The following is a 22,513-nucleotide window of genomic DNA, read 5'->3' on the forward strand; positions in this document are numbered from 1 at the left end:
CGTGCATAACCATCCTTAATCCTTGATGCAATCGACGGTGTAACAACGACCATGACCGTCATCTTCGTGCTGCAGCCCATGAACATCGGCGACAAACCCAGGGAAGCCGCTGTCGAACGTGCGGGCGAATGCCAGGTAATCAATGATCGACCGCGTTGCCTCGGTAAAACGCTCGCCGGGCATGATCAACGGAATGCCCGGCGGATAAGGCACCAGCATCACCGCTGCGATGCGCCCAGGCAAGGCATCGATGGAAACGGCTTCCACCTCACCTCTCACCAGTTGGTCGTAGGCGTCGGCCGGTTTCATCGCGATTTCCGGCAACACCGTGTACATGCGCTTGAGGTGCCTGGCGGTGGCATTGCTGCGGTAACAACTGTGCAATTGATCACAGAGGTCACGCAGCCCCAGACCCTGATAGCGCGACGGCCCCTGGGCATACACCGATGGCAAACAGCTGGCCAGGCTGACATTGGCATCGTAGCTACGCTTGAACTCCAACAATTCGGTGAGCAAGGTACTCCATTTACCTTTGGTAATGCCCATGGAGAACAACACGAGGAATGAATACAGACCGGTCTTCTCCACCACCAGCCCGCGTTCCCAGAGGAACTTGCTGACCACCGCCGCCGGGATACCCCGGTCGCTCAAGGCTCCTCCGGCGTTGAGGCCGGGCATCACCAGCGTCACTTTGATCGGGTCCAGCAGCACATAATCCTCGGCCACGTCGCCAAAACCATGCCAGTCGTCGCCGGGATGCAACAGCCAGTCCGTCGTGACAACCCGGTCGATGCCCGCCACCGACGGCGGTTGCCAGATCGAGAACCACCAATCGTCAGCGGCCAGATGCTGGCGCAGGTTGGCCAACGCACGACGAAAGCTCAGGGCTTCGTCGAACATTTCCTGCAACAGCGAGCGCCCGGCCGGCCCTTCCATCATTGCCGAGGCGACGTCCAGCGAGGCGATGATGCTGTATTGCGGCGAAGTGGAGATATGCATCATGAAGGCTTCGTTGAAGCGGTCACGATCCAGTTGGCGGGCGCCACCATCCTGAACATGGATCATCGACGCCTGGCTGAAGGCGGCCAGCAACTTGTGCGTCGAGTGGGTGGTGAACACCAGGGGGCTGTCCGGTGTGCGTGAAGTGCCCATGCCGTAGCGCCCGGCAAAAAACTCGTGAAAGGCCGCGTAAGCGTACCAGGCCTCATCGAAGTGCAGCACCTCGACACTGCTGCCCAATTGCTGCTTGATCAGCTCGGCGTTGTAGCACAAGCCGTCGTAGGTCGAATTGGTCACCACCGCCATCTTCACCTTCGCCGGCCGGCCACGGGTCAGGGGGCTGGCGTCGATCTTGGCACGGATGGCCTCGGGGCTGAATTCGCTCAGGGGAATCGGGCCGATGATGCCCAGCTCGTTGCGCTCCGGGCACAGGTAAAGCGGGATCGCCCCAGTCATGATGATCGAGTGCAGTACCGACTTGTGGCAGTTGCGATCCACCAGCACCAGGTCGTTACGGCCGACCATGGAGTGCCACACGATCTTGTTGGCGGTGGATGTGCCATTGATGACGAAGAAGGTGTGGTCAGCGCCAAAGTTGCGTGCGGCGCGGGCTTCAGCTTCGGCCAGCGGCCCGGTGTGATCCAGCAGCGAACCGAGTTCCGGTACTGAAACGGACAAATCCGAACGCAGCGTGTTCTCACCGAAAAACTGATGGAACGCCTGCCCCACCGGGCTTTTGCGATAGGCCACGCCGCCTCCGTGGCCGGGGGTGTGCCAAGAGTAATTGGAATCGGCGGTGTGCTGGACCAGGGCCTTGAAGAACGGTGGCAACAAACCGTCCAGGTAGGTCCGCGCAGCGCGAGCCACCTGCCGGGCGAGAAACGGCACCGTGTCTTCGAACAGATAAAGAATGCCGCGCAGTTGATTGAGCTCACTCATGGCGTCCGCCGGAGCGTTTTCCAGAGTGACTTGCTCGCCCAGCGCGAAGATCGGCAGGTTGGGCGCCCTCACCCGTGCCAGGCGAATCAGTTCGACCATGTTTTGCAGCAGATGGGTATTTTCCCCGGCACCTTCAGCGGCAATCAGCATGCAGGCCAAGCCGTGATGGGTCGATGCCACCAGCCGCCCCTCGGCATAGTCCACGGCAGAAAAGATACTGAAGCCCTCTTGTTCCAATTCCCTGGCGATGCCTCGAACCCTGTCACCGGCAACGGTGTCGGCCTTGATGTCGCGATGCACGATCAGAACGGGAAACTTCAAGTCTTTGTACATGACGGCTTGTGGTCCTGAGGGCTATGCACTCAGGGTAGAAGCTGGAAGAGAATGTGGCGAATGAAGATTATTGCTCCGCCAGCTGCGACCACAACGCCGGTGCACCCGCCGCCTTGGCAATCGCTTCCAATCGCGCCGCATGCTCGGCCAGGTCCTGCTCGCTGGCACGGATAATGGCGGTCGCTTTACGATCAGCCGGCAGCCGGCGAATTTCCGATGGGCGATTGCCCGAGCCTTCCGCCGAGCCGCTGCCGTCGGATGCATTACCAGCCAGGGACAGGCTGGTCTGGCCACCGGTCATGGTCAGGTAGACGTCGGCGAGAATCTCGGAGTCGAGCAAGGCGCCGTGCAGTTCACGGCCGGAGTTGTCGACGCCGTAGCGTTTGCACAATGCATCGAGACTGTTGCGCTGGCCCGGGTGGCGTTCACGCGCCATCATCAGAGTATCGAGGATCGAGCAGTGCTGGGAAATATCCGCCCGGTCCATCTGCCCCATCAGGGCGAATTCGTTGTTGATGAAGCCGACGTCGAACGCCGCGTTGTGGATGATCAGTTGGGCGCCGTTGATGAATTCGAAGAACTCATCGGCCACTTCGGCAAAGCGCGGTTTGCCTTTGAGGAATTCATCGGTGATGCCGTGAACGGCGATAGCGCCCTCGTCACTGTCCCGATCCGGTTGCAGGTAGACATGGAAATGACGGCCGGTGAGGCGACGGCCCATCAACTCGACGCAGCCGATCTCGATGATCCGGTGACCATCGGTCACCGGCATGCCGGTGGTTTCGGTATCGAGTACTACGGATCGGATGGCCATCAGGGTTCAACTCTCAGCGGTGTGGTGTATTTCAAGGCGCGCAATCTTAGCACGCCATGGCCCGGGCAACCCAAGACCGGGCCAAGGCGCTCAAGGCTCGACAGTTTTTTACAATCCTTAGCAAAGCTGCAGCAGTTTTGCCCAAGGCGCCCTTGTTAGCCTGCACGCCCTAGTTGATGCAGAACCCACAACCACCATGAACCCGCCAAAACTACTGTGCACCCTGTTGCTGTTGGGCAGCACCTGCACGGCACACGCCACCAGCTTCGTCATGACCACCGACGCACTGGTCAGCCTGTCCATGAGTGCCACTCGGGGCACCAGTTCGTCATTCAAGGATGACAAGATCGTTCAAGCGGCACGGGACGACGCCGAATCTTTTGTTGCCACGGATGGCCAGATCCGTGGTGTGCGCCTGGAGGCGGCGCTGGTACACATTCGCGAACGCCTGCCAGGGCAAACCTTTACCGACATGCAACTGGCACAGGCCATCGTCGCACTCTGAACATCAGCTCTGCTTGTAACCCCGCACTTCGTCCACGCCACGGTTAGCCAACTGGTCTGCCCGCTCGTTACCGGGATGGCCGATATGCCCGCGTACCCATTTCCAGGTAATGTCGTGGCGATTGCATTGTTCATCGAGCAATTGCCACAGGTCGGCATTCTTGACCGGTTCCTTGGCGGCAGTCTTCCAACCCCGTTTTTTCCAGTTGACCATCCACTCATTGATGCCCTTCATCACGTACTGCGAGTCAGTCACCAGCAGCACGTTGCAGCGGCGCTTGAGCTCTTCCAGGCCACGAATGGCGCCCATCAGCTCCATGCGGTTGTTGGTGGTGTTGGCTTCGCCGCCCCACAGTTCCTTCTCCACGCCCTTGCACACCAGCAGGGCACCCCAGCCGCCCGGGCCAGGGTTGCCCTTGCAGGCGCCGTCGGTGAAGAGTTCTACGCTATCGGTCATCGGTCACTCGGCCTGAAATCAAAAAAAGGGTTTTACGGTTCACTCTGCTTGCGGTTGACCTTGGCCATCGGCATCGGCACCAGCTTGCCCACGGGCTGGCGTAGCACCTGGCGCACCGGCCGAAGCCCGACCACAATCTTGCGCGCCACCAACAAATAGAAGCCACCACCCGACAGCTGCCAGGCCCCGGCCCGGCGCTCCCAGCCGGCCAGGCGTGCCTGCCACTTGGTCGACGCAAGCGGCGGACGATAGCACCCGAAGCGGCGTTTCTCCAGCGCGAAGCCCAGCAGGTTCAGCCAGTCTCCCACCCGCGACGGCGCGATGCAGCGCGCCTGGCGCAGGCCGTCATGGGCGAACAGATGGCGCATTCCCCAACTGCTCCAGGGGTTGATGCCGATAATAAGCAGATGGCCACCGGGGCGTACGCTGCTGGCGGCTTCACGGAGCAAACCGTGGGGAGACAGGCAAAAATCCAGGCCATGTTGCAACACCACCACATCGGCGGCGTGCTCGCTCAGTGGCCAGGCTTGTTCCTCGCAGACGATTTCCACACCGGGCAACGGCGCCCCCAGACGCACATTGCGCTGCACCTGCGGGGCCGACGGCGGCGTCTGCGCCGAGGGGCCGTAATGCACCAGGTAACCGCCGAAGAAGCGCCCCAGCTCGTCTTCGAGCATGCGCCGTTCTTCGTCCAGCAGAAATTGCCCTATCGGCCCGGACAGCCACTCGCGGGCCGCGCTGATCAGGGCCAGCCACTCAGGATCGGCCTGGGCGAACGCTTTATCAGTCATTGCATTCTCCAACTCGCCTAGACGTTCTAAGATGCACCAATGTGTTCAGCTTGGCGAATCGAAGAATGATACAGATCAGTGCGCTACCCGCCTTCACCGACAACTACATCTGGTTGTTACAAGACCCAAGCACCCAGCGCTGCGCCGTCGTCGACCCTGGCGATGCCGGGCCGGTGCTCGCCTGGCTCCAGGCCAACCCCGGCTGGCAGCTCAGCGATATCCTGATCACCCACCACCACCATGATCATGTCGGCGGTGTGGAGCCCTTGAAAAGTGCTACCGACGCCAAGGTCTACGGCCCGGCCAGTGAGAAGATCCCGGCACGCGACATTGCCCTGCAGGATAACGACCGTGTCACGGTCCTGGGCTGGGACTTCGACGTCTATACGGTGCCCGGCCACACCCTGGGCCATATAGCCTATTACCACCAGGGCGTGCTGTTCTGTGGCGACACGCTGTTCGCCGCCGGCTGTGGGCGCCTGTTCGAAGGCACTCCAGAGCAAATGCACGCCTCGCTGCAACGCCTCGCCGCCCTGCCCGCCGACACGTTGGTGTATTGCACTCACGAGTACACGCAAAGCAACCTTAAATTCGCCCAGGCCGTGGAGCCGGATAACGCCGATATTGCCGAACGGGTGGCTGACGTCAACCAGTTGCGAGCCCGTGGCGAGATGACACTGCCGTCGAACCTGGCCCTGGAAAAACGCACCAACCCTTTCCTGCGCACCGCTGAAACATCCGTTAAACAAAAAGCGGACGAACGGAACGGTCGCGACAACCGCTCTGGGGCCGAGGTGTTTGCTAGCTTGAGGGCGTGGAAAGATAAGTTCTAACGGGAAGCAATCTGATACGCAATTTCTGAATGGTTGACCGGAACCGAAGCGCTTTCTAGAATCGCCCGACATTTTTGCCCGGAACTTACTTCCAGCCAATGTCGTCATCTATTCGTAAATCCATTTCTTCAGACGCATTGACCCGCCTGGCTCAAGCCGTGGCGGTGGCTGTGTCCGCGACTCTGGCGGGCTGCCAATCGACAAATTTCGCTGCACAATCCACCGTGCAACCCAAACCCAATCTTGCCGCCAAGATCAAGCAAAAACCTATCTGGCTCTCAGAGAAGCCCAGCCCCGAAGTGCCCCAGGATGTCTGGGAACGCATGCGACGGGGCTTTCAATTGCAGGAAGGCCTGGGCGTCAACCCGCGCATCGAGCAACAGCGCTTGTGGTTCGCCAGCAACCCGTCCTTTCTGGAAAACGCCGGAGAACGCGGCAGCCTCTACATTCACTACATCGTCGAGCGCCTTGAAGAACGCAACATGCCCCTGGAGCTGGCGCTGCTGCCGGTGATTGAAAGTGCCTACAACCCAATGGCCTATTCGCGTAGCGATGCGGTCGGTTTGTGGCAGTTCATTCCCTCCACCGGGCGCTACTTCAACCTGCGCCAGACCCGCGCCTACGACGGCCGCCGTGACATCACCGCTTCCACGACCGCCGCATTGGACTACCTGACGCGCCTGCATGACATGTTCAACGGCGACTGGTTGCTGGCCCTGGCGGCGTATAACGCCGGCGAAGGCACGGTCAGCCGGGCCATCGAGCGTAACGAGAAACTCGGCCTGCCCACCGACTACTGGAACCTGCCCCTGCCCCAGGAAACCAAAGACTATGTGCCCAAGTTCCTGGCGCTGTCCCAAGTGGTACTGGCACCGGAGGCATACGGTGTCAACCTGAGCCCGATCGCCAACCAGCCGTACTTCGAAGTGGTTGAAGTCAAACAGAGCATGGACCTGTCACGGGTCGCGGCACTGGCTGAAATCGACGAAGACGAGCTGTTCCAGCTCAATCCGGCCCTGAAACAACGCACCACCCTGGACGGCCCCCAGCATCTGCTGGTGCCCAGTTCCAAGGCGCATCTGCTGACCAGCACCCTTTCGACGATGCGGCCGGAGGAATTGCTGGCCATGCGCCCGAAAAAGGCCGTGTTCGACGAAGTCGAGACAAAAGCCGTTGCCGGACGTACCCGCAGCTACAAGGTGCGCACTGGCGACAACCTCACCCTGATCGCCAAGGCGAACAAGGTCGACGTGCATGACCTGCAACGCTGGAACAAGCTCAACGGCCAGGCACTCAAGGTCGGCCAGACCCTGGTGATGCAGGACACGCGCAAAGTCGTGGCCAGCAGCAAGAAGCCGGTGCAATACAAGGTCAAGAAAGGCGACTCGTTGTACATCGTTGCCAAGCGCTTCAACGTTGAGATGCAACACCTCAAGCGTTGGAACCCGCGCACCGGCCAGGCATTGAAGCCAGGGCAGATGCTCGTCGTTTCCGGCCCACGATAGCCGGTTCTGTAGTGAGCGGGCTTGCCCCGCGCTGGGCGGCGCAGCCGCCCTAACAAAGACGCCGTGGTGTGTCAGGAAGACCGAGGGGTCTGGTTTAGGGTGGCTGCGCCACCCAGCGCGGGGCAAGCCCGCTCACTACAGATGAGGTGTCCCCAACATGGACGCCGTGGTGTGTCAGGAAGACCGGGGGGCCTGGTTTAGGGCGGCTGCGCCGCCCAGCGCGGGGCAAGCCCGCTCACTACATAAACCAGCTTTTTCCAACCGGAACAAGCTGTTACTGTACCGATCATAAAGCCCAAGCCGCCTGGATCGGATCTCTGCCTTGAAGCGTCCCCTCCTTCTACTAATAAGTCTGGCCTTGAGCTTTGCTGCGAACGCGACGATTACCGAGAGCCACGGTTACGCGCAGTTCGGCACGCTCAAGTACCCGGCCAAATTCACCCACTTCGATTGGGTAAACCCTGCAGCGCCCAAAGGCGGTACGTTGCGGGTGATGGCATTTGGCACGTTCGACACGCTCAACCCCTACACCTTCAAGGGCACCAGCCCGGTTTCCACTCCCAATTTCCTGCAATACGGCGTCAACGAGCTGAACGAACCGCTGATGGTCGGCACCGGCCAGTACGCGCCGTCCGGGGATGAGCCCACGTCCAGCTACGGCCTGATCGCGCAATCGGTGGAGTACAGCGAGGACCGCAGTTGGGTGGTGTTCAATCTGCGCCCCGAAGCCCGCTTTCACGATGGCAAGCCGATCACAGCGTATGACGTGGCGTTTTCCTACCGTACGCTGCTGACCGAAGGCCACCCGCAATACCGCACCAACCTGCAGGAAGTGGCGCGGGTCGACATTCTCAATCGTCATCGTATCCGCTTTGTCTTCAAGCGCGCTGGTAACCCGCTACTGATCCTGCGCCTGGGCGAGTTGCCCGTGCTGCCCCAGCATTACTGGAAAAACCGCGACTTCAAGGCCACCACTTTCGAGCCGCCACTGGGCAGCGGGCCGTACCGCATCACCAAGGTCACGCCGGGGCGGCAACTGGTGTTCGAGCGGGTCAAGGACTACTGGGGCAAGGACCTGCCGGTCAACCAGGGTTTCTACAACTACGACAAGGTCGAAGTGGAGTTCTACCGTGACAGTGACGTCGCGTTCGAAGCCTTCAAGGCCGGCGAGTTCGACATCTATATCGAGCACCAGGCCAAGAACTGGGCCACGGGCTACAACTTTCCGGCGGTCAACCGAGGCGACGTGATCAAGGCGCAGATCGCCCACCAGATCCCGACCCAAAGCCAGGGTTTGTTCATGAACACGCGGCGGCCGACCTTCAGCCAAGCCAAAGTGCGCGAAGCCCTGGGGCTGATGTTCGACTTTGAATGGACCAACCGCTCGCTGTTCAGCAGTGCTTACAAACGCAGCGTCAGTTACTACCCCAACAGCGAGTTTTCGGCGACCGGTGTGCCGGTGGGGCATGAATGGCTGATGCTCTCACCCTACCGCGAGCAGTTGCCGGCGCCACTATTCACCCAGCCGTTCAGCCTGCCGCAGACCGATGGGCGTGGCATTCCCCGCGACACCATGCGTCGTGCCTTGGCATTACTCGCAGACGCCGGGTGGAAGCTGTCGGGGCAACGCTTGCTCGACAGCCAGGGGCAGCCGCTGCGCCTGGAGATCCTGCTGGTCAACCCGAACCTGGAGCGCATCCTGCAGCCCTATGTCGAGAACCTGATCAGCATCGGCGTCGACGCCCGCCTGCGCACCGTTGACCGGGCGCAATACAAGCAACGCCTGGATCAGTTCGACTTCGACATGATCCTGATGACCCTCAACCAGACCTTGAGCCCGGGTCTTGAGCAGTGGCAGTACTTCCACTCCAGCCAGGCCGCGATCAAGGGCAGCAAGAACTATGCAGGCATCGCCAACCCCGTGGTCGATCACTTGCTGGAACAACTGCTCGCCGCGCAAACCCGCGAGGAGCAACTGGCCGCCGGCCGGGCGCTGGACCGGGTGCTGCTGTGGCAGCACTACAGCATTCCCAACTGGTACCTCAACTATCATCGACTGGCCTACCGCAACCGGTTCGCCTTTGTCACCACGCCGCCCTACAGCCTGGGCCTGAGCGCGTGGTGGCTCAAAGCTTCGGAGAAAGCCCAATGATGTTTTTGCGTACGGCACTGCTTGGCAGCCTCTTGCTGTGTACCGCGGCCCAAGCCGCGCCGCAACATGCGTTGACGCTCTACAACGAGCCGCCGAAGTACCCCGCCGACTTCAAGCACTTCGACTACGTAAACCCCAATGCGCCCAAGGGCGGTACTTTCCGCGAGTCGGCCATGGGCGGCTTCGACAGCCTCAACCCCTACATCAGCAAAGGTGTGCCCGCCGATAACATCGGCCTGGTCTATGACACCCTGGCCATGCAAAGCCTGGACGAACCCGTCACCGAATACGGCCTGGTCGCCGGCAAGATCGAAAAGGCCCCGGATAACAGTTGGGTACGCTTCTACCTGCGCCCCGAAGCGCGCTTTCATGATGGGCAGCCGATCCGCGCCGACGATGTGGTGTTCACCTTCCAGACACTGCTCAAGGACGGTTCACCGATCTATCGCACCTACTACGCCGACGTTGATGAAGTGGTGGCTGAAGACCCGTTGCGCGTGCTGTTCAAGTTCAAGCGCACCAACAATCGCGAGTTACCGCTGATCCTCGGGCAATTGCCGGTACTGCCCAAGCATTGGTGGGCGACCCGCGACTTTTCCAAGGGCAACCTGGAAATTCCTCTGGGCAGCGGGCCGTACAAGGTCGCCGAGGTCAAGGCCGGACGCATGATTCGTTATGAGCGGGTCAAGGACTACTGGGCCAAGGACCTGCCGGTCACCCAGGGTTTCTACAACTTCGACAGCCGCATCACCGACTATTACCGCGATAACACCGTCGCCCTGGAAGCGCTGAAGGCCGGGCAGTTCGATTACTGGCTGGAGATCAGCGCCAAGAACTGGGCCAACGCCTACAACATTCCGGCGGTCGCTCAAGGCCGATTGATCAAGGAAGAGATCCCCAACGGCAACCCCACCGGCATGCAGGGTTTTGTGTTCAATACCCGCAAGCCCATGTTCCAGGATGTACGTGTGCGCAAGGCGATCAGCCTGTTGCTGGACTTTGAATGGAGCAATAAGCAACTGTTCAACGGCGCCTATACCCGTAGCCGCAGTTACTTTGAAAACTCGGAAATGGCCGCCACCGGTCTACCCGGCCCGGACGAGCTGGCGATTCTCGAACCGCTGCGCGACAAGATCCCGGCCGAGGTCTTCACCCAAGCCTTCGAACCGGCCAAGACCGACGGCAGCGGCATGATCCGCGCCCAGCAACGCGAGGCTTACCAGTTGCTGCAGCAGGCGGGCTGGAAGATCGTCAACGACAAAATGGTCGACACCACCGGCAAACCGGTGACCATTGAGTTCCTGCTGGCCCAGACCGAATTCGAACGCATCCTGCTGCCCTTCAAGCGCAACCTCGCCGATTTGGGCATCGACCTGGTGATTCGCCGGGTCGACGTGTCGCAGTACATCAACCGCCTGCGCTCGCGCGACTTCGACATGCTGGTGGGCAGCTTCCCCCAATCCACATCGCCCGGCAACGAGCAGCGTGAGTTCTGGAGTTCCCCCAGCGCCGACAAACCCGGCAGCCGCAACTACATGGGCCTCAAGGACCCGGCGGTCGACCAATTGGTCGAAGAGTTGATCAACGCCGACTCGCGCAAAAGCCTGGTCGCTCATGCCAAGGCGTTGGACCGCGTGCTGCAGTTCGGCTACTACGTCATTCCCAACTGGCACATCAAGACGTTCCGCGTCGCCTACTGGGACCACCTGGGCCACCCCAAGGTGCCGCCACGCTATGACGTCGGCACCATCACCTGGTGGGCTAAACCCAACGTCAAGCCGGCGGTTTCCCTGGACACGACTCAAAGCGCCGACCCGGCGAGCGGAGGCAATTGAATGCTGGCCTATATTGTTCGCCGCCTGCTGCTGATCATCCCCACGCTGTTCGGCATATTGCTGATCAACTTCATCATCATCCAGGCCGCCCCCGGCGGCCCGGTTGAGCAGATGATCGCCAAGCTCGAAGGCTTTGAAGGCGCCACCAGCCGTATTGCCGGCGGCGGTGCCGAAGTCTCGGTGGCCGGCTCCAGTTATCGGGGTGCCCAGGGGCTGGACCCGGCGCTGATCAAGGAAATCGAGAAGATGTACGGCTTCGACAAATCGGCGCCGGAACGCTTGTGGATCATGGTCAAGAACTACGCCCGGCTGGACTTCGGCGACAGCTTCTTCCGCGATGCCAAGGTCATCGACCTGATCAAGGAGAAGATGCCGGTGTCCATCTCCCTCGGGTTGTGGAGCACGCTGATCATGTACCTGGTATCGATCCCGCTGGGCATCGCCAAGGCCACGCGACACGGCAGCCACTTCGACGTGTGGACCAGTTCGGCGATCATCGTCGGCTATGCGATCCCGGCGTTCCTCTTCGCCATCCTGCTGATCGTGGTGTTTGCCGGCGGCAGTTACTTCGACTGGTTCCCGTTGCGCGGCCTCACCTCGAACAACTTCGATGAGTTGAGTTGGGGCGGCAAAATCCTCGATTACTTCTGGCACCTGGCACTGCCGATTACCGCACTGGTGATCGGCAACTTCGCGACCATGACGCTGCTGACCAAAAACAGCTTCCTCGACGAGATCAACAAGCAGTACGTGATCACCGCCAGGGCCAAAGGCCTGACCCACCATCGCGTGCTCTACGGCCATGTATTCCGTAACGCGATGCTGTTGGTCATCGCCGGTTTCCCGTCGGCCTTCATCGGGATTTTCTTCACCGGCTCGTTGCTGGTCGAAGTGATCTTCTCCCTCGACGGCCTGGGCCTGATGAGCTTTGAAGCGGCGATCAACCGCGACTACCCGGTGGTGTTCGGTACGCTGTTCATCTTCACCCTGCTGGGGCTGATCGTGAAGTTGATCGGCGACCTCACCTACACCCTGGTCGATCCGCGCATCGACTTCGCCAGCCGGGAGCATTGAGATGAACCTGTCCCCCCTCAATCGCCGCCGATTCGAGCGGTTCAAGGCGAACAAACGCGGCTGGTGGTCGCTGTGGCTGTTCCTGATCCTGTTCGTGCTCAGCCTGGGTGCGGAACTGATCGCCAATGACAAGCCGCTGGCGGTGCACTTCGACGGCGACTGGTACTTTCCAGCGCTCAAGCGCTACCCCGAGACGACCTTCGGCGGCGAGTTCCCGCTGGAGGCCAACTACAAGAGCCCGTACATCCAGGAGCTGCTCAAGGCCAAGGATGCGTGGACCTTATGGGCACCGATCCCGTTCAGCTACCAGAGTATCAATTACGACCTGAAAGTCCCGGCGCCCGCACCGCCGTCAAGCGTCAACCTGCTGGGCACCGATGACCAGGGCCGCGATGTCCTGGCCCGGGTCATCTACGGGTTCCGGGTGTCGGTGCTGTTTGCCCTGACCCTGACCGTCCTCAGCTCGATCATCGGCGTTATCGCCGGCGCGTTGCAGGGGTTCTACGGCGGCTGGGTCGACCTGGCCGGGCAGCGTTTCCTGGAAATCTGGTCGGGCTTGCCGGTGTTGTACCTGCTGATCATCCTCGCCAGCTTCGTGCAGCCCAACTTCTGGTGGCTGCTGGGGATCATGCTGTTGTTCTCCTGGATGAGCCTGGTGGACGTGGTGCGCGCCGAGTTCCTGCGCGGGCGCAACCTGGAATACGTCCGCGCAGCCCGGGCGCTGGGTATGCAAAATGGCGCGATCATGTTCCGCCATATCCTGCCCAACGCCATGGTCTCGACCATGACCTTCATGCCGTTCATTCTCACCGGCGCCATCGGCACCCTCACGGCCCTCGACTTCCTCGGCTTCGGTTTGCCGGCCGGTTCGCCATCCCTGGGCGAGCTGGTGGCCCAGGGCAAATCCAACCTGCAAGCGCCGTGGCTGGGGATGAGTGCCTTTGCCGTGCTGGCGATCATGCTGAGTTTGCTGGTGTTTATCGGCGAGTCCGCTCGCGATGCCTTCGACCCGAGGAAATGAGATGAACCAGGACAATCTGATCGAAGTCCGCGACCTCAGCGTCGAGTTCGTCACGGGCAATCACCATCACCGCGTGGTGAACAACGTCAGCTTCGATATCAAGCGTGGCGAAACCCTGGCCCTGGTCGGCGAAAGCGGCTCGGGCAAGTCGGTGACCGCTCACTCGATCCTGCGCCTGCTGCCCTACCCGCTGGCGCGGCATCCATCGGGTACCATTGCCTATGCTGGGCAAGACTTGCTCACGCTCAAGGAAAAAACCATCCGGCATATTCGCGGCAACCGCATCGCGATGATCTTCCAGGAACCGATGACCTCGTTGAACCCGCTGCACTCCATCGAGAAGCAGATCAACGAAGTGCTTGGCCTGCACAAGGGGCTGACCGGCAAAGTCGCCACCCGGCGAACCCTGGAATTGCTTGAACTGGTGGGCATTCCCGAGCCGCACAAGCGCCTCAAGGCCCTGCCCCACGAGTTGTCCGGCGGCCAACGCCAACGGGTGATGATCGCGATGGCGTTGGCCAACGAGCCGGAGCTGTTGATCGCCGACGAACCGACCACGGCCCTCGACGTCACGGTGCAGTTGAAGATCCTCGAGTTGCTCAAAGAACTGCAAGCGCGCCTGGGCATGGCGTTGCTGCTGATCAGCCACGACTTGAACCTGGTGCGACGCATCGCTCACCGGGTGTGCGTGATGCAGCAAGGTTGCATCGTTGAACAAGCCGACTGCGAGACACTGTTCCAGTCGCCCCGCCACCCCTACACCCAGGAGCTGCTGGCCGCCGAGCCCAGCGGCGGGCCGGTTGCCAATGAAGTCGGGCCGCCGTTGCTGGAAGTCGATGACCTCAAGGTCTGGTTCCCGATCAAGAAAGGCTTTTTGCGCCGCACCGTCGATTACGTCAAGGCGGTGGATGGTATCCATTTCAACCTGCCCCAGGGGCAGACCCTGGGCATTGTCGGCGAGAGCGGCTCAGGCAAATCGACCCTGGGCCTGGCGATCTTGCGGCTGATCGGCAGCCAGGGCGGCATTCGCTTTGAAGGCCAGCAGTTGGACAAGCTCAGCCAGCAACAGGTGCGCCCGCTGCGGCGGGAAATGCAGGTGGTGTTCCAGGACCCGTTCGGCAGCCTGAGCCCGCGTATGTGCGTCAGCGAAATCGTCGGCGAAGGCTTGCGTATTCACAAGATGGGCACGCCGGCTGAACAGGAGGCGGCGATTATTGCCGCACTCAAGGAAGTCGGCCTGGACCCGGAATCCCGTCATCGCTACCCCCACGAGTTCTCCGGTGGCCAGCGCCAACGCATCGCCATCGCCCGCGCCCTGGTGCTCAAGCCGCGCCTGATCCTGCTGGACGAACCCACCTCGGCATTGGACCGCACGGTGCAGCGCCAAGTGGTCGAGTTGTTGCGCAGCCTGCAGGCCAAGTACAACCTGACTTACCTGTTTATCAGCCATGACTTGGCGGTGGTGAAGGCGTTGAGCCACCAACTGATGGTGGTCAAGCATGGGCAGGTGGTGGAACAAGGTGAAGCCGGGACGATTTTTGCCGATCCGCAGCATGCGTATACCCGGCAATTGCTGGAGGCGGCGTTCCTGGTGCCACCGCCCGTTAATCAGTCAGGCCAATAGAGCACTGCGTGGCAGCGTATCGTGTGATGCGCAAGGCTTGAATAAGCCCACCTTTTGTATGAGGCTGTTGCCTGCTCATTCCAATTCTTTCAGGGAGCGCCTGCCATGACCGCCGCTACAGCACCGTTTTTCTGGCGTGACCCTGCGTTGGCGTTCATTGAGGCGCGCACTATTGCGGACGGGCGCAAGGTGACCTACAGCCGGCATGCGCACGAGCATTTTTCGATTGGGGCAATCACCACCGGACGCAGCTATTACCACTACGGTACACAGACGTTCGAGATCGACGCGGGTACGGTGGTCCTGATGAACCCCGGCGATGTGCATGCCTGCAACCCCATCGACAATGAGCCGTGGTCTTATCAGATGCTGTACATCGATACGCCCTGGCTGACTGACCTGCAGTACCAACTGGGCTTCAGCACCGACCAGGGTTACCGGCCGTTCAACACGCCCTACGTGCGCGATCCGCTGCTGTATCGCGGCCTGCTGGAGTTGTACCGGATACTGGTGGATACACAGGCTGAACATCTGCAAAAACAAAGCGCGCTGGTGAGTTATTTCACCGAAGTCCAACAGCGCCTCAACCCTGCGGACACTCCGGTACGCGAGGTCAACCACAAGCTGGAACGGGCGGCCGACTACATTCGCACGCACTGCACGCAAGCCTTGAAACTGGAAGACATCTGCCTGGCCGCCGAGCTGTCGCCCTCGTACCTGATCCGCGCCTTCAAGCAGTATTACGGGCTGACGCCCCATGCCTTCCTGATCAACCAACGCATCCAGTTTGCCCGCGCCCAACTGCGCCAGGGCAAGCTGATTGCCGATGTGGCCCTGGCGGCGGGCTTTGCCGACCAGGCGCATTTCCAGCGCGCCTTCAAACAGCACTTCGCCGCCACGCCTGGCCAGTACCGCGACCGGCTCAAGCCATCAGCAAATAACCCACACTGGCCACCAGCAACGCGGCCATTGAACGGTTGAACAGGCGCACACCCTGCGGGTTGCCGAGGTAGCGACGCAAGAACGTGCCGGCATAGGCCCAGCACGCCACCGACAGGTAGCAGATCACCAGATAGAGCGCCGCGAACAGCCAGACCTGCGCGGCGTCGCCATCGGCCACAAACAAGCCCATGCCCGCGACACAGGCCAACCAGGCTTTCGGGTTGAGCCACTGCATGATTGCGCCATACAGCATCGACGGTGCGGTAGCCGTACCCTCAGCATCCAACCGGCCATCGTCCACGGCCAGTTTCCAGGCCATGTACAGCAGGAAGGCCACACCGCCCCACTGAATCAATTGGGTGAGGATGGGCCAGCGCAACAGCACTTCATGCAACCCGAGGCCGATCAGCACCAGCAACAAAGTAAAACCCACGGCGGCGCCAAATACATGCTTCTGACTGGCGACGAAACCGAAGCGCGCACCGGAACTCAAGGCGACCACATTGACCGGGCCCGGCGTAATGGAGGTCGCCAAGGCGAAGGCGGCCATGGAAATGATCAAGCTCATTGCGATTCCCTTTAGGTGGTGACGATCAAGATGCCGTCACGTTAAAGGGCAAGGCACGCGCGGTATTGAAGAAAATCACCCTCTGGCGCCGAACAGCAAGGCGCTGTTGCTTCAACGCTGTGAAGGAATGCGGATATCCCCGTCACGGCACTGGGTCTTGACGCTGCGCGGGCAGCCGGCGAACGCCAGATCCTTGGTCAGGCACACGCGCACTTCCGACAGCACCTTGCCTTTACAGATCACCGCCAGCCCGTGGCTGCCCATGCGTGGGTTGCTTTCGCGAAACAACGCCTCGATCGCTTGGGCCGGCAATGACGCCGGCGAGTTGAGCGGCTGCAGCTGTGGCGGAATATTCACCACCCCCAGCGCGGCGTCGGCCTTTTCCAGATAGGCCAGCGGCTCAAGCCCGGAGCACGTGCCATGCTTGGCCCATTCATGCTTGATCAGTGAACGGCTGGGGAACAACGTGGCGCCCTTGTCCATGGCTTGGCGGTTCAGCGACGACGGCGAGTCGCACGAGGCCGGCCACCCGCCCCGTGCGTATTGCGGCCACAAACCGTGCAGTACAAAGCCGTACCCCTTGCCCGAACACTGCTCGTTGTCCGGGTGCGTCAGGCAAAAGGTCGGCGACCACGACAACGACAACACATAAAAATCAAACTCCCCCGCCTGCCCTTGGCTGCGCGGAGCCGCCACGGCCCCCGTGGCCAGCACCAGCCATAACAACATCCAGTATTTCATCTGCGTGTTCCTTGAAAAAAGCTGACTTTAGTACGACGACTCGGGATGAACGGGGTTACGTTGCAACACCTGGTCAAGGATTTGATCGGTCTTCAATGCTTCGATGGCCAACGAGGGGTGCTGCGCCTCCCCGCGAATATGCGCATTCATGCCCAGCACGTGATGCCATTGGATATGCGCGTGGCACGGCACGGTCAGCACTTCATGGGCCTGCGCTTCAAGACGTATCGGCTGGTCTTCGAACACCGAAAAGCAGATGCGCCCATGGCTGCCGATCAACTCGACCCGGTCTTCGCGCCGGTCCGCCACAAAGTTCCAGGCGCCCATGCCCAGCGCACCCGAAGCGAAGCGCCAGCTGGCGGTCACCGCGTCCTCCGCGGCATAACGGCCGGCCTGGCGCGCGGTGAACCCGGCCACGTCGACAATATCCCCGGCCAGGTACTGAAACAGGTCAAAACCATGGCTGGCCAGATCGGCAAAGTAGCCACCACCGGCAATCGCCGGGTCGGTGCGCCAGTTGGCCGGGTTGGTATCCGCTGCGGCGGCCGGCTTGCACAGGGTCCAGGTCAGATGACGCAACTCACCGATGCGCCCGGTCTGCAGCCAATCGCGCACTTGCTGGAAGCGCGGTAAGGAGCGTCGATAGTAGGACACAAACAAATGCAGCCCGGCGCGCTCGAACGTGCGCTGCATCAACGCGCTCTGCCCGGCATTCAACGACATGGGTTTCTCGACGCAACAATGCTTGCCGGCTGCCGCCACCATCAGGCTGTATTCAAGATGGCTGTCGGGCGGTGTGGCGATGTACACCGCATCCACCTCGGGGTCGTTGATCAACGCCTGGGCGTCGGTGTAGTAGCGAGCGATGCCATGGCGTGCCGCATAATCGCGCACCGCTTCGACACGTCGCCCCATCACCGCCACCAGCGCCGAACCTGGCGCTTTGTAGAAAGCGGGTCCACTCTTTAACTCAGTGACACTGCCACAGCCGATCATGCCCCAGCGTACGGTACTCATCTGCCTTCCTCGTCCGTGTTGTCCAGCGAGCAGTATCCACATCCCCTGATGCAAGTGCCACAGCCGCCCAGCATGACAATTGCATTACACTTTGATGACAGCCATCTCGCTACGGAGCTTCACACATTGAAAACACGCGCAACCGTCATTTGCGCACATGAGGGGCATATCCTCTTCGTGCGCAAAGTCCGATCAAAATGGGCCTTGCCGGGCGGCAAGGTCGAACCCGGCGAACGCCCCGTGGGCGCGGCCGAACGGGAGTTGCACGAAGAAACCGGATTGAAGGTCGACGGCCTGCTCTACCTGCAAGAACTGAAAACCAGTGACACCGAGCACCACGTGTTTGAAGCCTCCGTGATCAACCTCGCGGACGCGCGGCCCTGCAACGAAATCATCGATTGCCGGTGGCACCCCTACACCGCCGTGGACGACCTGGACACCACCAACGCCACCCGGCATATCGTCAAAGCCTTCCTGCGTCGCCTCTGACCCTTGCATCCCTGCCTCTACGCCCTGCCGTTCGACAAAGGAATTGACGAACGCGGCAGCGCCATCAGCCGTTACCGCAGCAATGGATAGGTAGCCACCCCGCTCAAGACCGCGGCTTACTCCCCAGCCCTTGCGTCACCTTATCCCTGGCCTTCCCCTGCCCCCGCTGATAAAGCGCCTCAACCAATTTCTGCCGCTCATCCTGAGGCAAATTACTCGCAAACTGCGCCAAGGTATCGTCCACCAACGCCCGAAGCGCAACATCCGCCTCACGTGCCTTGGCCAACTCAGACACCAGCACCGCGCGGTCCAGCGTCGGCGCCTCCAATTGCTTGATCACCCCCAGACGGGCTTCACGACCCGCCATGATCAACGGCTGGCTGTCGGCACGGTTGTGGCGCAGCAACTGACGCAACTCCTTACGCCGCTCGACCGGCAACTTGAACATCGCCTGGCGCAGACCATGCTGGTTGACCACCGCCTCGGCAGGCGCGGCAACGGCCATCCAGTGATAGAGGCCGCCCGCCACCCCGCCAATCAAAAATACGTTGAGCAACACCGAGACGACCAACCACGGCTTAAGGGTTTTGGCTGTCATTGCTCGGTTTCCTCGGCGTTGACGGTAAACACGACGTCGGCATCGCCTTGATCGAAGACGCTGGGCAACACTTCGGATGACAACATCGGCAGCGGCACGCTCATCGACGCCACCAGCACCCCGGCAGCGATACCGGCAATGCCCACGCCCACCAGACCGGCCGGTGACAACCAGTTGGCATAGCGCGACCAGAATGACCTGCGTTGCACAGCCGACTGACGAATTTTCCGCACCAGTGCGGGGTCGACGGGCGCCAGCTGATGGCTGTCCATCTGCTGATCGAGCCAACTCGCCGCATTCAGTGCTTCGCGGGCGCCAGGGTCGCCGCTGTCGAGCAAGGCGCGGGCCGCCGCTTGATCGGCAACGGGCCAGCGGTGCAGGCTGGCGCCGTAGGCATCGGCCAGATAAGCAAATCGTTCAAGTGTCATGGTGTTCCCCTTCCTGGGCGGGCGAGCCCGGGTGTGTCGGCAAGTTGACTGCGCAACTGGCGGCGGGCCCGCGACAGCAGGCTCTCCAGTGCCTCGACGCTGATATTCATCAGGGCCGCGGCGTCGATGTTCGACAGCTCCTGGTAATACTGCAACACGATGGCTTCGCGCTGACGCTCCGGCAAAGCCGCTAACGCGGCGGCCATACGGGCGCTGCGCTGGCTGGTTTCCAACTGTTCCTCAGGGGACGGTGCGCTGTCCGCCAGTTCCAGCACCTCTTCCTCATTCAACGGGCGTTCTCTGCGTCGACGCAAGCGGTCATGGCACAGGTTGAGCGCCACTCGGTGCAGCCAAGTGTCGAAGCGCGCTTCACCGGCACGCCAACTGGCCGCCTGGCGCCAGATTCGTAGAAAACTTTCCTGAGCCACGTCTCTGGCCTCGTCGGCATCCCCCAACAGCCGGCCGGCAAGCGCCAGCAACCGCGGCAGCTTGCGCGTCACCATTTCATTGACCGCGGCGGCTTCGTTGTTGCCGATACGTGCCAGTAGCTCAACGTCCGGATCAGTGTCTTTCAATCGGGTAATACTCGGTCCGGGGAGTTAGGTTTCAGCGAATCCAATGCCCTTCGCGCCAGTACCAGTTCGGCCCACGCGATTCCCAATGCCCAGGCTCCCACCGGGCATTGCGCATCACCGGTTGCCAGTGGCCAGGCACCCAGGCGTAGGCACCGTGTTCCCAACGCCAGTGGCCGCGATCCCAGGCGTATCCGGGGCGCTCGGCAGGGATCACTTCGACACGTTCTGCCGGTGGTGCCTGGCGGATAATCACTTCGGTCTCGGCGAAAACCGGGGTGCTGACAAACGCGGCGAAAGCCAGCGGAGCCAGCACGGCACAACGCAATTGGGTCAGTGAGTTCATGGCAACTCCTTCATACGGCGAGCGAAAGTGCACGCTGCTGATGGGTTGAACGCCAGGCGCAGGAAAATCCGTCGCAGAAAAAACAGGTTTTTTCCACACGGTGGCCCAGAGGAAGTATTGCCCAGGGAATCACAGGGCTTGATGAAAAGTTTGCAAGCATTGCGACGGATTTGTGTCGGTGGTTGCGTTCAAGGAGTGACGCAGAACACACCAAGAGGAAACATCATGTCCCGTCGCCTATATATGCTGGTCGCCGCCCTGTTGATCGTGAGCCTCAGCGGTTGCGTGATCCTGCCGGAACACCGGCATTGCTGCTGGCGCTACTACGGCGCCGCCACTCCCACCACCAGTACCGTCAACAGCTAACCCATCACCGCAAAGCCACGGCGCCCGGCCTTGATCTCGGTGCGCAACTCGCCAATCAGGTTTGAGATGGAACGGATGCTGTCCAGACCTTGGGGCGAGACCCGAGTCAGCAGCAGCTCGACACGGCCGGACTCCGGCTCGAACACGCGAATGCGCAGCGAACCGTCGCTGTTGAGGCTGCAATCACACGCCAGCGGCAGGAACCCGGCGGCCATGATGCGGTTGAATTCGACGATCGGAATCATGATAAAGCCCCGTCCGTGGATGCATCCCTGAATGTGTGATGTAAACAGCGTAGATAAGCTTTTGCCGGCTACCGAACAATTAACTCAAAAGTGTTAGCTGTGCCTCACTATGCCCAACAAATGCTGGGGTGCTGGCGCCAGAAACCCAGCACACGACCTCTCGTCTGCGGCTTTCGCGAAGGCTTGACTCAGGGCTTCGCTCACAAGACGCTGTTGGCTTTTAGCCATCATGCGAGCCGCCGCCCATGAACATCGACGCTCCACGCCTGCCCGACAGCGACGTCTACAAGACCCTGCTGGAGTCGACCAAGGCTATCCCTTGGCGCATTGATTGGCAGACCATGACCTTCAGCTATATCGGCCCGCAGATCGAGACGTTATTGGGCTGGACGCCGCAAAGCTGGGTCAGCGTGGATGACTGGGTTGAACGCATGCACCCGGACGACCGTGAATATGTGGTGAATTTCTGTGTGTCGCAATCGCGTGCCGGGGTCGACCACGAGGCCGATTACCGCGCGCTCACGGTGAATGGCGATTACGTGTGGATTCGCGATGTGGTGCACGTCGTGCGCAAGGACGGTGAAGTGGAGGCGTTGATCGGCTTCATGTTCGATATCAGCGAACGCAAAAAGACCGAGGAACACCTGATCCGCCTGCAAAAACAACTGGAGGAGTACTCGTTCCAGGACGGCCTCACCGGCATCGCCAACCGCCGCATGTTCGACACCGTGCTGGAACGGGAATGGGCCAGTGCGCTGCGCAGCCGGTTGCCGCTGTCGTTGCTCATCCTCGATATTGATTTCTTCAAGCAGTACAACGACCACTACGGCCATATCAAGGGCGACGAGTGCCTGCGCCAGGTGGCGCGCACCCTGGCCCAGGCCGCCAACCGGCCCCGGGATTTCATTGCCCGTATCGGCGGCGAGGAGTTTGTCTGGCTGTTGCCGGAAACCGACGCCGCATCGGCTCGGCAGGTTGCCCAGCGTTGCCTGCATTTGATTTGCCAACAACAGATCGAGCACGGGTTCTCGCCGGTGTCGAACTTGCTGACGTTGAGCCTGGGCGTGGGCACGCACATCGTGACACCCGACAGCAACGTGTTGGGGTTTGTCGAATCCGTCGATAAGTTGCTCTATCAAGCCAAGCACAATGGCCGGATGCGAGCAGAGTTTGCCGACATAGAAGTTTGACGCCGAGATCAAATTCCGGGCAAAAAAAATCCCAAGTAGCTGATGGAAACTTGGGATTTAAAAATGCATAAACCGTGGGAGGTGAACGCCCGGCTATAGTAACGGTTGTTAAAACCTGCAACAAGATTAT

24 protein-coding genes are annotated in these 22,513 nt (G+C 60.9%); 12 read left to right on the top strand and 12 right to left on the bottom strand.

Features of this window, described 5'->3' with window-relative positions; all coding sequences use genetic code 11:
- Nucleotides 1-15 precede the first annotated feature (15 nt).
- Together ACQRBT_RS24395 and dnaQ are read right to left on the bottom strand one after the other, a co-directional pair.
- Nucleotides 16-2,271: an Orn/Lys/Arg decarboxylase N-terminal domain-containing protein gene (locus tag ACQRBT_RS24395; RefSeq protein ID WP_060757135.1), complete on the bottom strand. Its 2,256-nt coding sequence runs from the start codon at nt 2,269-2,271 to the stop codon at nt 16-18.
- A 67-nt stretch (nt 2,272-2,338) separates the two neighbouring features.
- The gene (gene dnaQ, locus ACQRBT_RS24400; RefSeq protein ID WP_201026499.1) at nt 2,339-3,079 is read right to left on the bottom strand and encodes a DNA polymerase III subunit epsilon; all 741 of its coding nucleotides are present in this window, start codon (nt 3,077-3,079) and stop codon (nt 2,339-2,341) included.
- A gap of 202 nt (nt 3,080-3,281) precedes the next feature.
- Here dnaQ and ACQRBT_RS24405 point away from each other — a divergent pair, with 202 nt between their 5' ends.
- The gene (locus tag ACQRBT_RS24405) at nt 3,282-3,590 is read left to right on the top strand and encodes a DUF2388 domain-containing protein (protein ID WP_161549481.1); all 309 of its coding nucleotides are present in this window, start codon (nt 3,282-3,284) and stop codon (nt 3,588-3,590) included.
- Between the two features lie 3 nt (nt 3,591-3,593).
- Here ACQRBT_RS24405 and rnhA read toward each other — a convergent pair whose 3' ends face one another.
- Together rnhA and ACQRBT_RS24415 are read right to left on the bottom strand one after the other, a co-directional pair.
- Nucleotides 3,594-4,046 carry a ribonuclease HI gene (gene rnhA, locus ACQRBT_RS24410; RefSeq protein ID WP_003173571.1) on the bottom strand — a complete coding sequence of 151 codons (453 nt, stop codon included), beginning with the start codon at nt 4,044-4,046 and terminating at the stop codon, nt 3,594-3,596.
- 32 nt (nt 4,047-4,078) lie between these two features.
- On the bottom strand, nt 4,079-4,837 hold the full coding sequence (locus ACQRBT_RS24415) for a class I SAM-dependent methyltransferase (RefSeq protein WP_060757138.1): 759 nt from the start codon (nt 4,835-4,837) through the stop codon (nt 4,079-4,081).
- Between the two features lie 65 nt (nt 4,838-4,902).
- Between ACQRBT_RS24415 and gloB the strand changes: the two genes are divergently transcribed.
- From gloB to ACQRBT_RS24455, 8 genes are all read left to right on the top strand, one after another.
- Nucleotides 4,903-5,670 (top strand): hydroxyacylglutathione hydrolase, encoded by a 768-nt coding sequence (gene gloB / locus ACQRBT_RS24420; protein WP_090371531.1) that lies wholly within the window; start codon nt 4,903-4,905, stop codon nt 5,668-5,670.
- A 98-nt stretch (nt 5,671-5,768) separates the two neighbouring features.
- On the top strand, nt 5,769-7,175 hold the full coding sequence (locus ACQRBT_RS24425) for a transglycosylase SLT domain-containing protein (protein ID WP_060757140.1): 1,407 nt from the start codon (nt 5,769-5,771) through the stop codon (nt 7,173-7,175).
- Between the two features lie 322 nt (nt 7,176-7,497).
- A complete protein-coding gene (locus tag ACQRBT_RS24430) occupies nt 7,498-9,327 on the top strand; it encodes an extracellular solute-binding protein (RefSeq protein ID WP_104993447.1) in 1,830 nt (609 codons plus the stop codon).
- Nucleotides 9,324-11,162: an extracellular solute-binding protein gene (locus ACQRBT_RS24435; RefSeq protein ID WP_412046803.1), complete on the top strand. Its 1,839-nt coding sequence runs from the start codon at nt 9,324-9,326 to the stop codon at nt 11,160-11,162. Before ACQRBT_RS24430 ends, ACQRBT_RS24435 begins: the two co-directional genes overlap by 4 nt.
- Nucleotides 11,163-12,236: a microcin C ABC transporter permease YejB gene (locus ACQRBT_RS24440; RefSeq protein WP_412046802.1), complete on the top strand. Its 1,074-nt coding sequence runs from the start codon at nt 11,163-11,165 to the stop codon at nt 12,234-12,236.
- A 1-nt stretch (nt 12,237) separates the two neighbouring features.
- Nucleotides 12,238-13,257 (top strand): ABC transporter permease, encoded by a 1,020-nt coding sequence (locus ACQRBT_RS24445; protein WP_017738565.1) that lies wholly within the window; start codon nt 12,238-12,240, stop codon nt 13,255-13,257.
- A gap of 1 nt (nt 13,258) precedes the next feature.
- Nucleotides 13,259-14,881, top strand: coding sequence for an ABC transporter ATP-binding protein (locus tag ACQRBT_RS24450; protein WP_060757144.1), 1,623 nt, complete (start codon nt 13,259-13,261; stop codon nt 14,879-14,881).
- A gap of 105 nt (nt 14,882-14,986) precedes the next feature.
- Nucleotides 14,987-15,862 carry an AraC family transcriptional regulator gene (locus ACQRBT_RS24455; RefSeq protein ID WP_090371542.1) on the top strand — a complete coding sequence of 292 codons (876 nt, stop codon included), beginning with the start codon at nt 14,987-14,989 and terminating at the stop codon, nt 15,860-15,862.
- Here ACQRBT_RS24455 and ACQRBT_RS24460 read toward each other — a convergent pair.
- The 3 genes from ACQRBT_RS24460 to ACQRBT_RS24470 all read right to left on the bottom strand — a co-directional run bounded on the left by ACQRBT_RS24460 (nt 15,804) and on the right by ACQRBT_RS24470 (nt 18,149).
- Nucleotides 15,804-16,391 carry a LysE family translocator gene (locus ACQRBT_RS24460; RefSeq protein ID WP_090371544.1) on the bottom strand — a complete coding sequence of 196 codons (588 nt, stop codon included), beginning with the start codon at nt 16,389-16,391 and terminating at the stop codon, nt 15,804-15,806. The two genes, ACQRBT_RS24455 and ACQRBT_RS24460, sit on opposite strands and share 59 nt — an antisense overlap.
- A gap of 111 nt (nt 16,392-16,502) precedes the next feature.
- Nucleotides 16,503-17,132 (bottom strand): ribonuclease T2 family protein, encoded by a 630-nt coding sequence (locus tag ACQRBT_RS24465; protein ID WP_412046801.1) that lies wholly within the window; start codon nt 17,130-17,132, stop codon nt 16,503-16,505.
- Nucleotides 17,133-17,159: 27 nt separating this feature from the next.
- Nucleotides 17,160-18,149: a Gfo/Idh/MocA family protein gene (locus ACQRBT_RS24470; RefSeq protein ID WP_161549475.1), complete on the bottom strand. Its 990-nt coding sequence runs from the start codon at nt 18,147-18,149 to the stop codon at nt 17,160-17,162.
- 126 nt (nt 18,150-18,275) lie between these two features.
- On the opposite strand from ACQRBT_RS24470, the gene ACQRBT_RS24475 reads away from it, so the two are divergent.
- Nucleotides 18,276-18,638 carry an NUDIX hydrolase gene (locus tag ACQRBT_RS24475; protein WP_090371550.1) on the top strand — a complete coding sequence of 121 codons (363 nt, stop codon included), beginning with the start codon at nt 18,276-18,278 and terminating at the stop codon, nt 18,636-18,638.
- 103 nt (nt 18,639-18,741) lie between these two features.
- Here the strand turns inward: ACQRBT_RS24475 and ACQRBT_RS24480 are convergent, their stop codons facing one another.
- The 4 genes from ACQRBT_RS24480 to ACQRBT_RS24495 are packed head-to-tail and all read right to left on the bottom strand — an operon-like array spanning nt 18,742 to nt 20,582.
- Nucleotides 18,742-19,236 carry a periplasmic heavy metal sensor gene (locus tag ACQRBT_RS24480; protein WP_090371552.1) on the bottom strand — a complete coding sequence of 165 codons (495 nt, stop codon included), beginning with the start codon at nt 19,234-19,236 and terminating at the stop codon, nt 18,742-18,744.
- Nucleotides 19,233-19,664 carry a hypothetical protein gene (locus tag ACQRBT_RS24485; RefSeq protein ID WP_412046800.1) on the bottom strand — a complete coding sequence of 144 codons (432 nt, stop codon included), beginning with the start codon at nt 19,662-19,664 and terminating at the stop codon, nt 19,233-19,235. The genes ACQRBT_RS24480 and ACQRBT_RS24485 overlap by 4 nt, the downstream gene beginning before the upstream one ends.
- A complete protein-coding gene (locus ACQRBT_RS24490) occupies nt 19,661-20,239 on the bottom strand; it encodes an RNA polymerase sigma factor (RefSeq protein ID WP_412046799.1) in 579 nt (192 codons plus the stop codon). The genes ACQRBT_RS24485 and ACQRBT_RS24490 overlap by 4 nt, the downstream gene beginning before the upstream one ends.
- Nucleotides 20,240-20,270: 31 nt before the next feature.
- Nucleotides 20,271-20,582, bottom strand: coding sequence for a YXWGXW repeat-containing protein (locus ACQRBT_RS24495; RefSeq protein WP_060757153.1), 312 nt, complete (start codon nt 20,580-20,582; stop codon nt 20,271-20,273).
- A 225-nt stretch (nt 20,583-20,807) separates the two neighbouring features.
- Here ACQRBT_RS24495 and ACQRBT_RS24500 point away from each other — a divergent pair, with 225 nt between their 5' ends.
- A complete protein-coding gene (locus tag ACQRBT_RS24500; protein WP_178126884.1) occupies nt 20,808-20,948 on the top strand; it encodes a hypothetical protein in 141 nt (46 codons plus the stop codon).
- On the opposite strand, the gene ACQRBT_RS24505 is transcribed toward ACQRBT_RS24500, so the two are convergent.
- Nucleotides 20,945-21,193 carry a DUF1652 domain-containing protein gene (locus tag ACQRBT_RS24505; protein WP_090371558.1) on the bottom strand — a complete coding sequence of 83 codons (249 nt, stop codon included), beginning with the start codon at nt 21,191-21,193 and terminating at the stop codon, nt 20,945-20,947. The genes ACQRBT_RS24500 and ACQRBT_RS24505 overlap by 4 nt on opposite strands.
- Nucleotides 21,194-21,438: 245 nt before the next feature.
- Here ACQRBT_RS24505 and ACQRBT_RS24510 point away from each other — a divergent pair, with 245 nt between their 5' ends.
- Nucleotides 21,439-22,383, top strand: a complete 945-nt coding sequence (locus tag ACQRBT_RS24510; protein WP_090371560.1) for a sensor domain-containing diguanylate cyclase — start codon at nt 21,439-21,441, stop codon at nt 22,381-22,383.
- Nucleotides 22,384-22,513: the final 130 nt, after the last annotated feature.

Origin of the sequence: Pseudomonas sp. R19M (assembly GCF_050312585.1) — a bacterium.
Taxonomy (GTDB): Bacteria; Pseudomonadota; Gammaproteobacteria; order Pseudomonadales; family Pseudomonadaceae; genus Aquipseudomonas; species Aquipseudomonas palleroniana.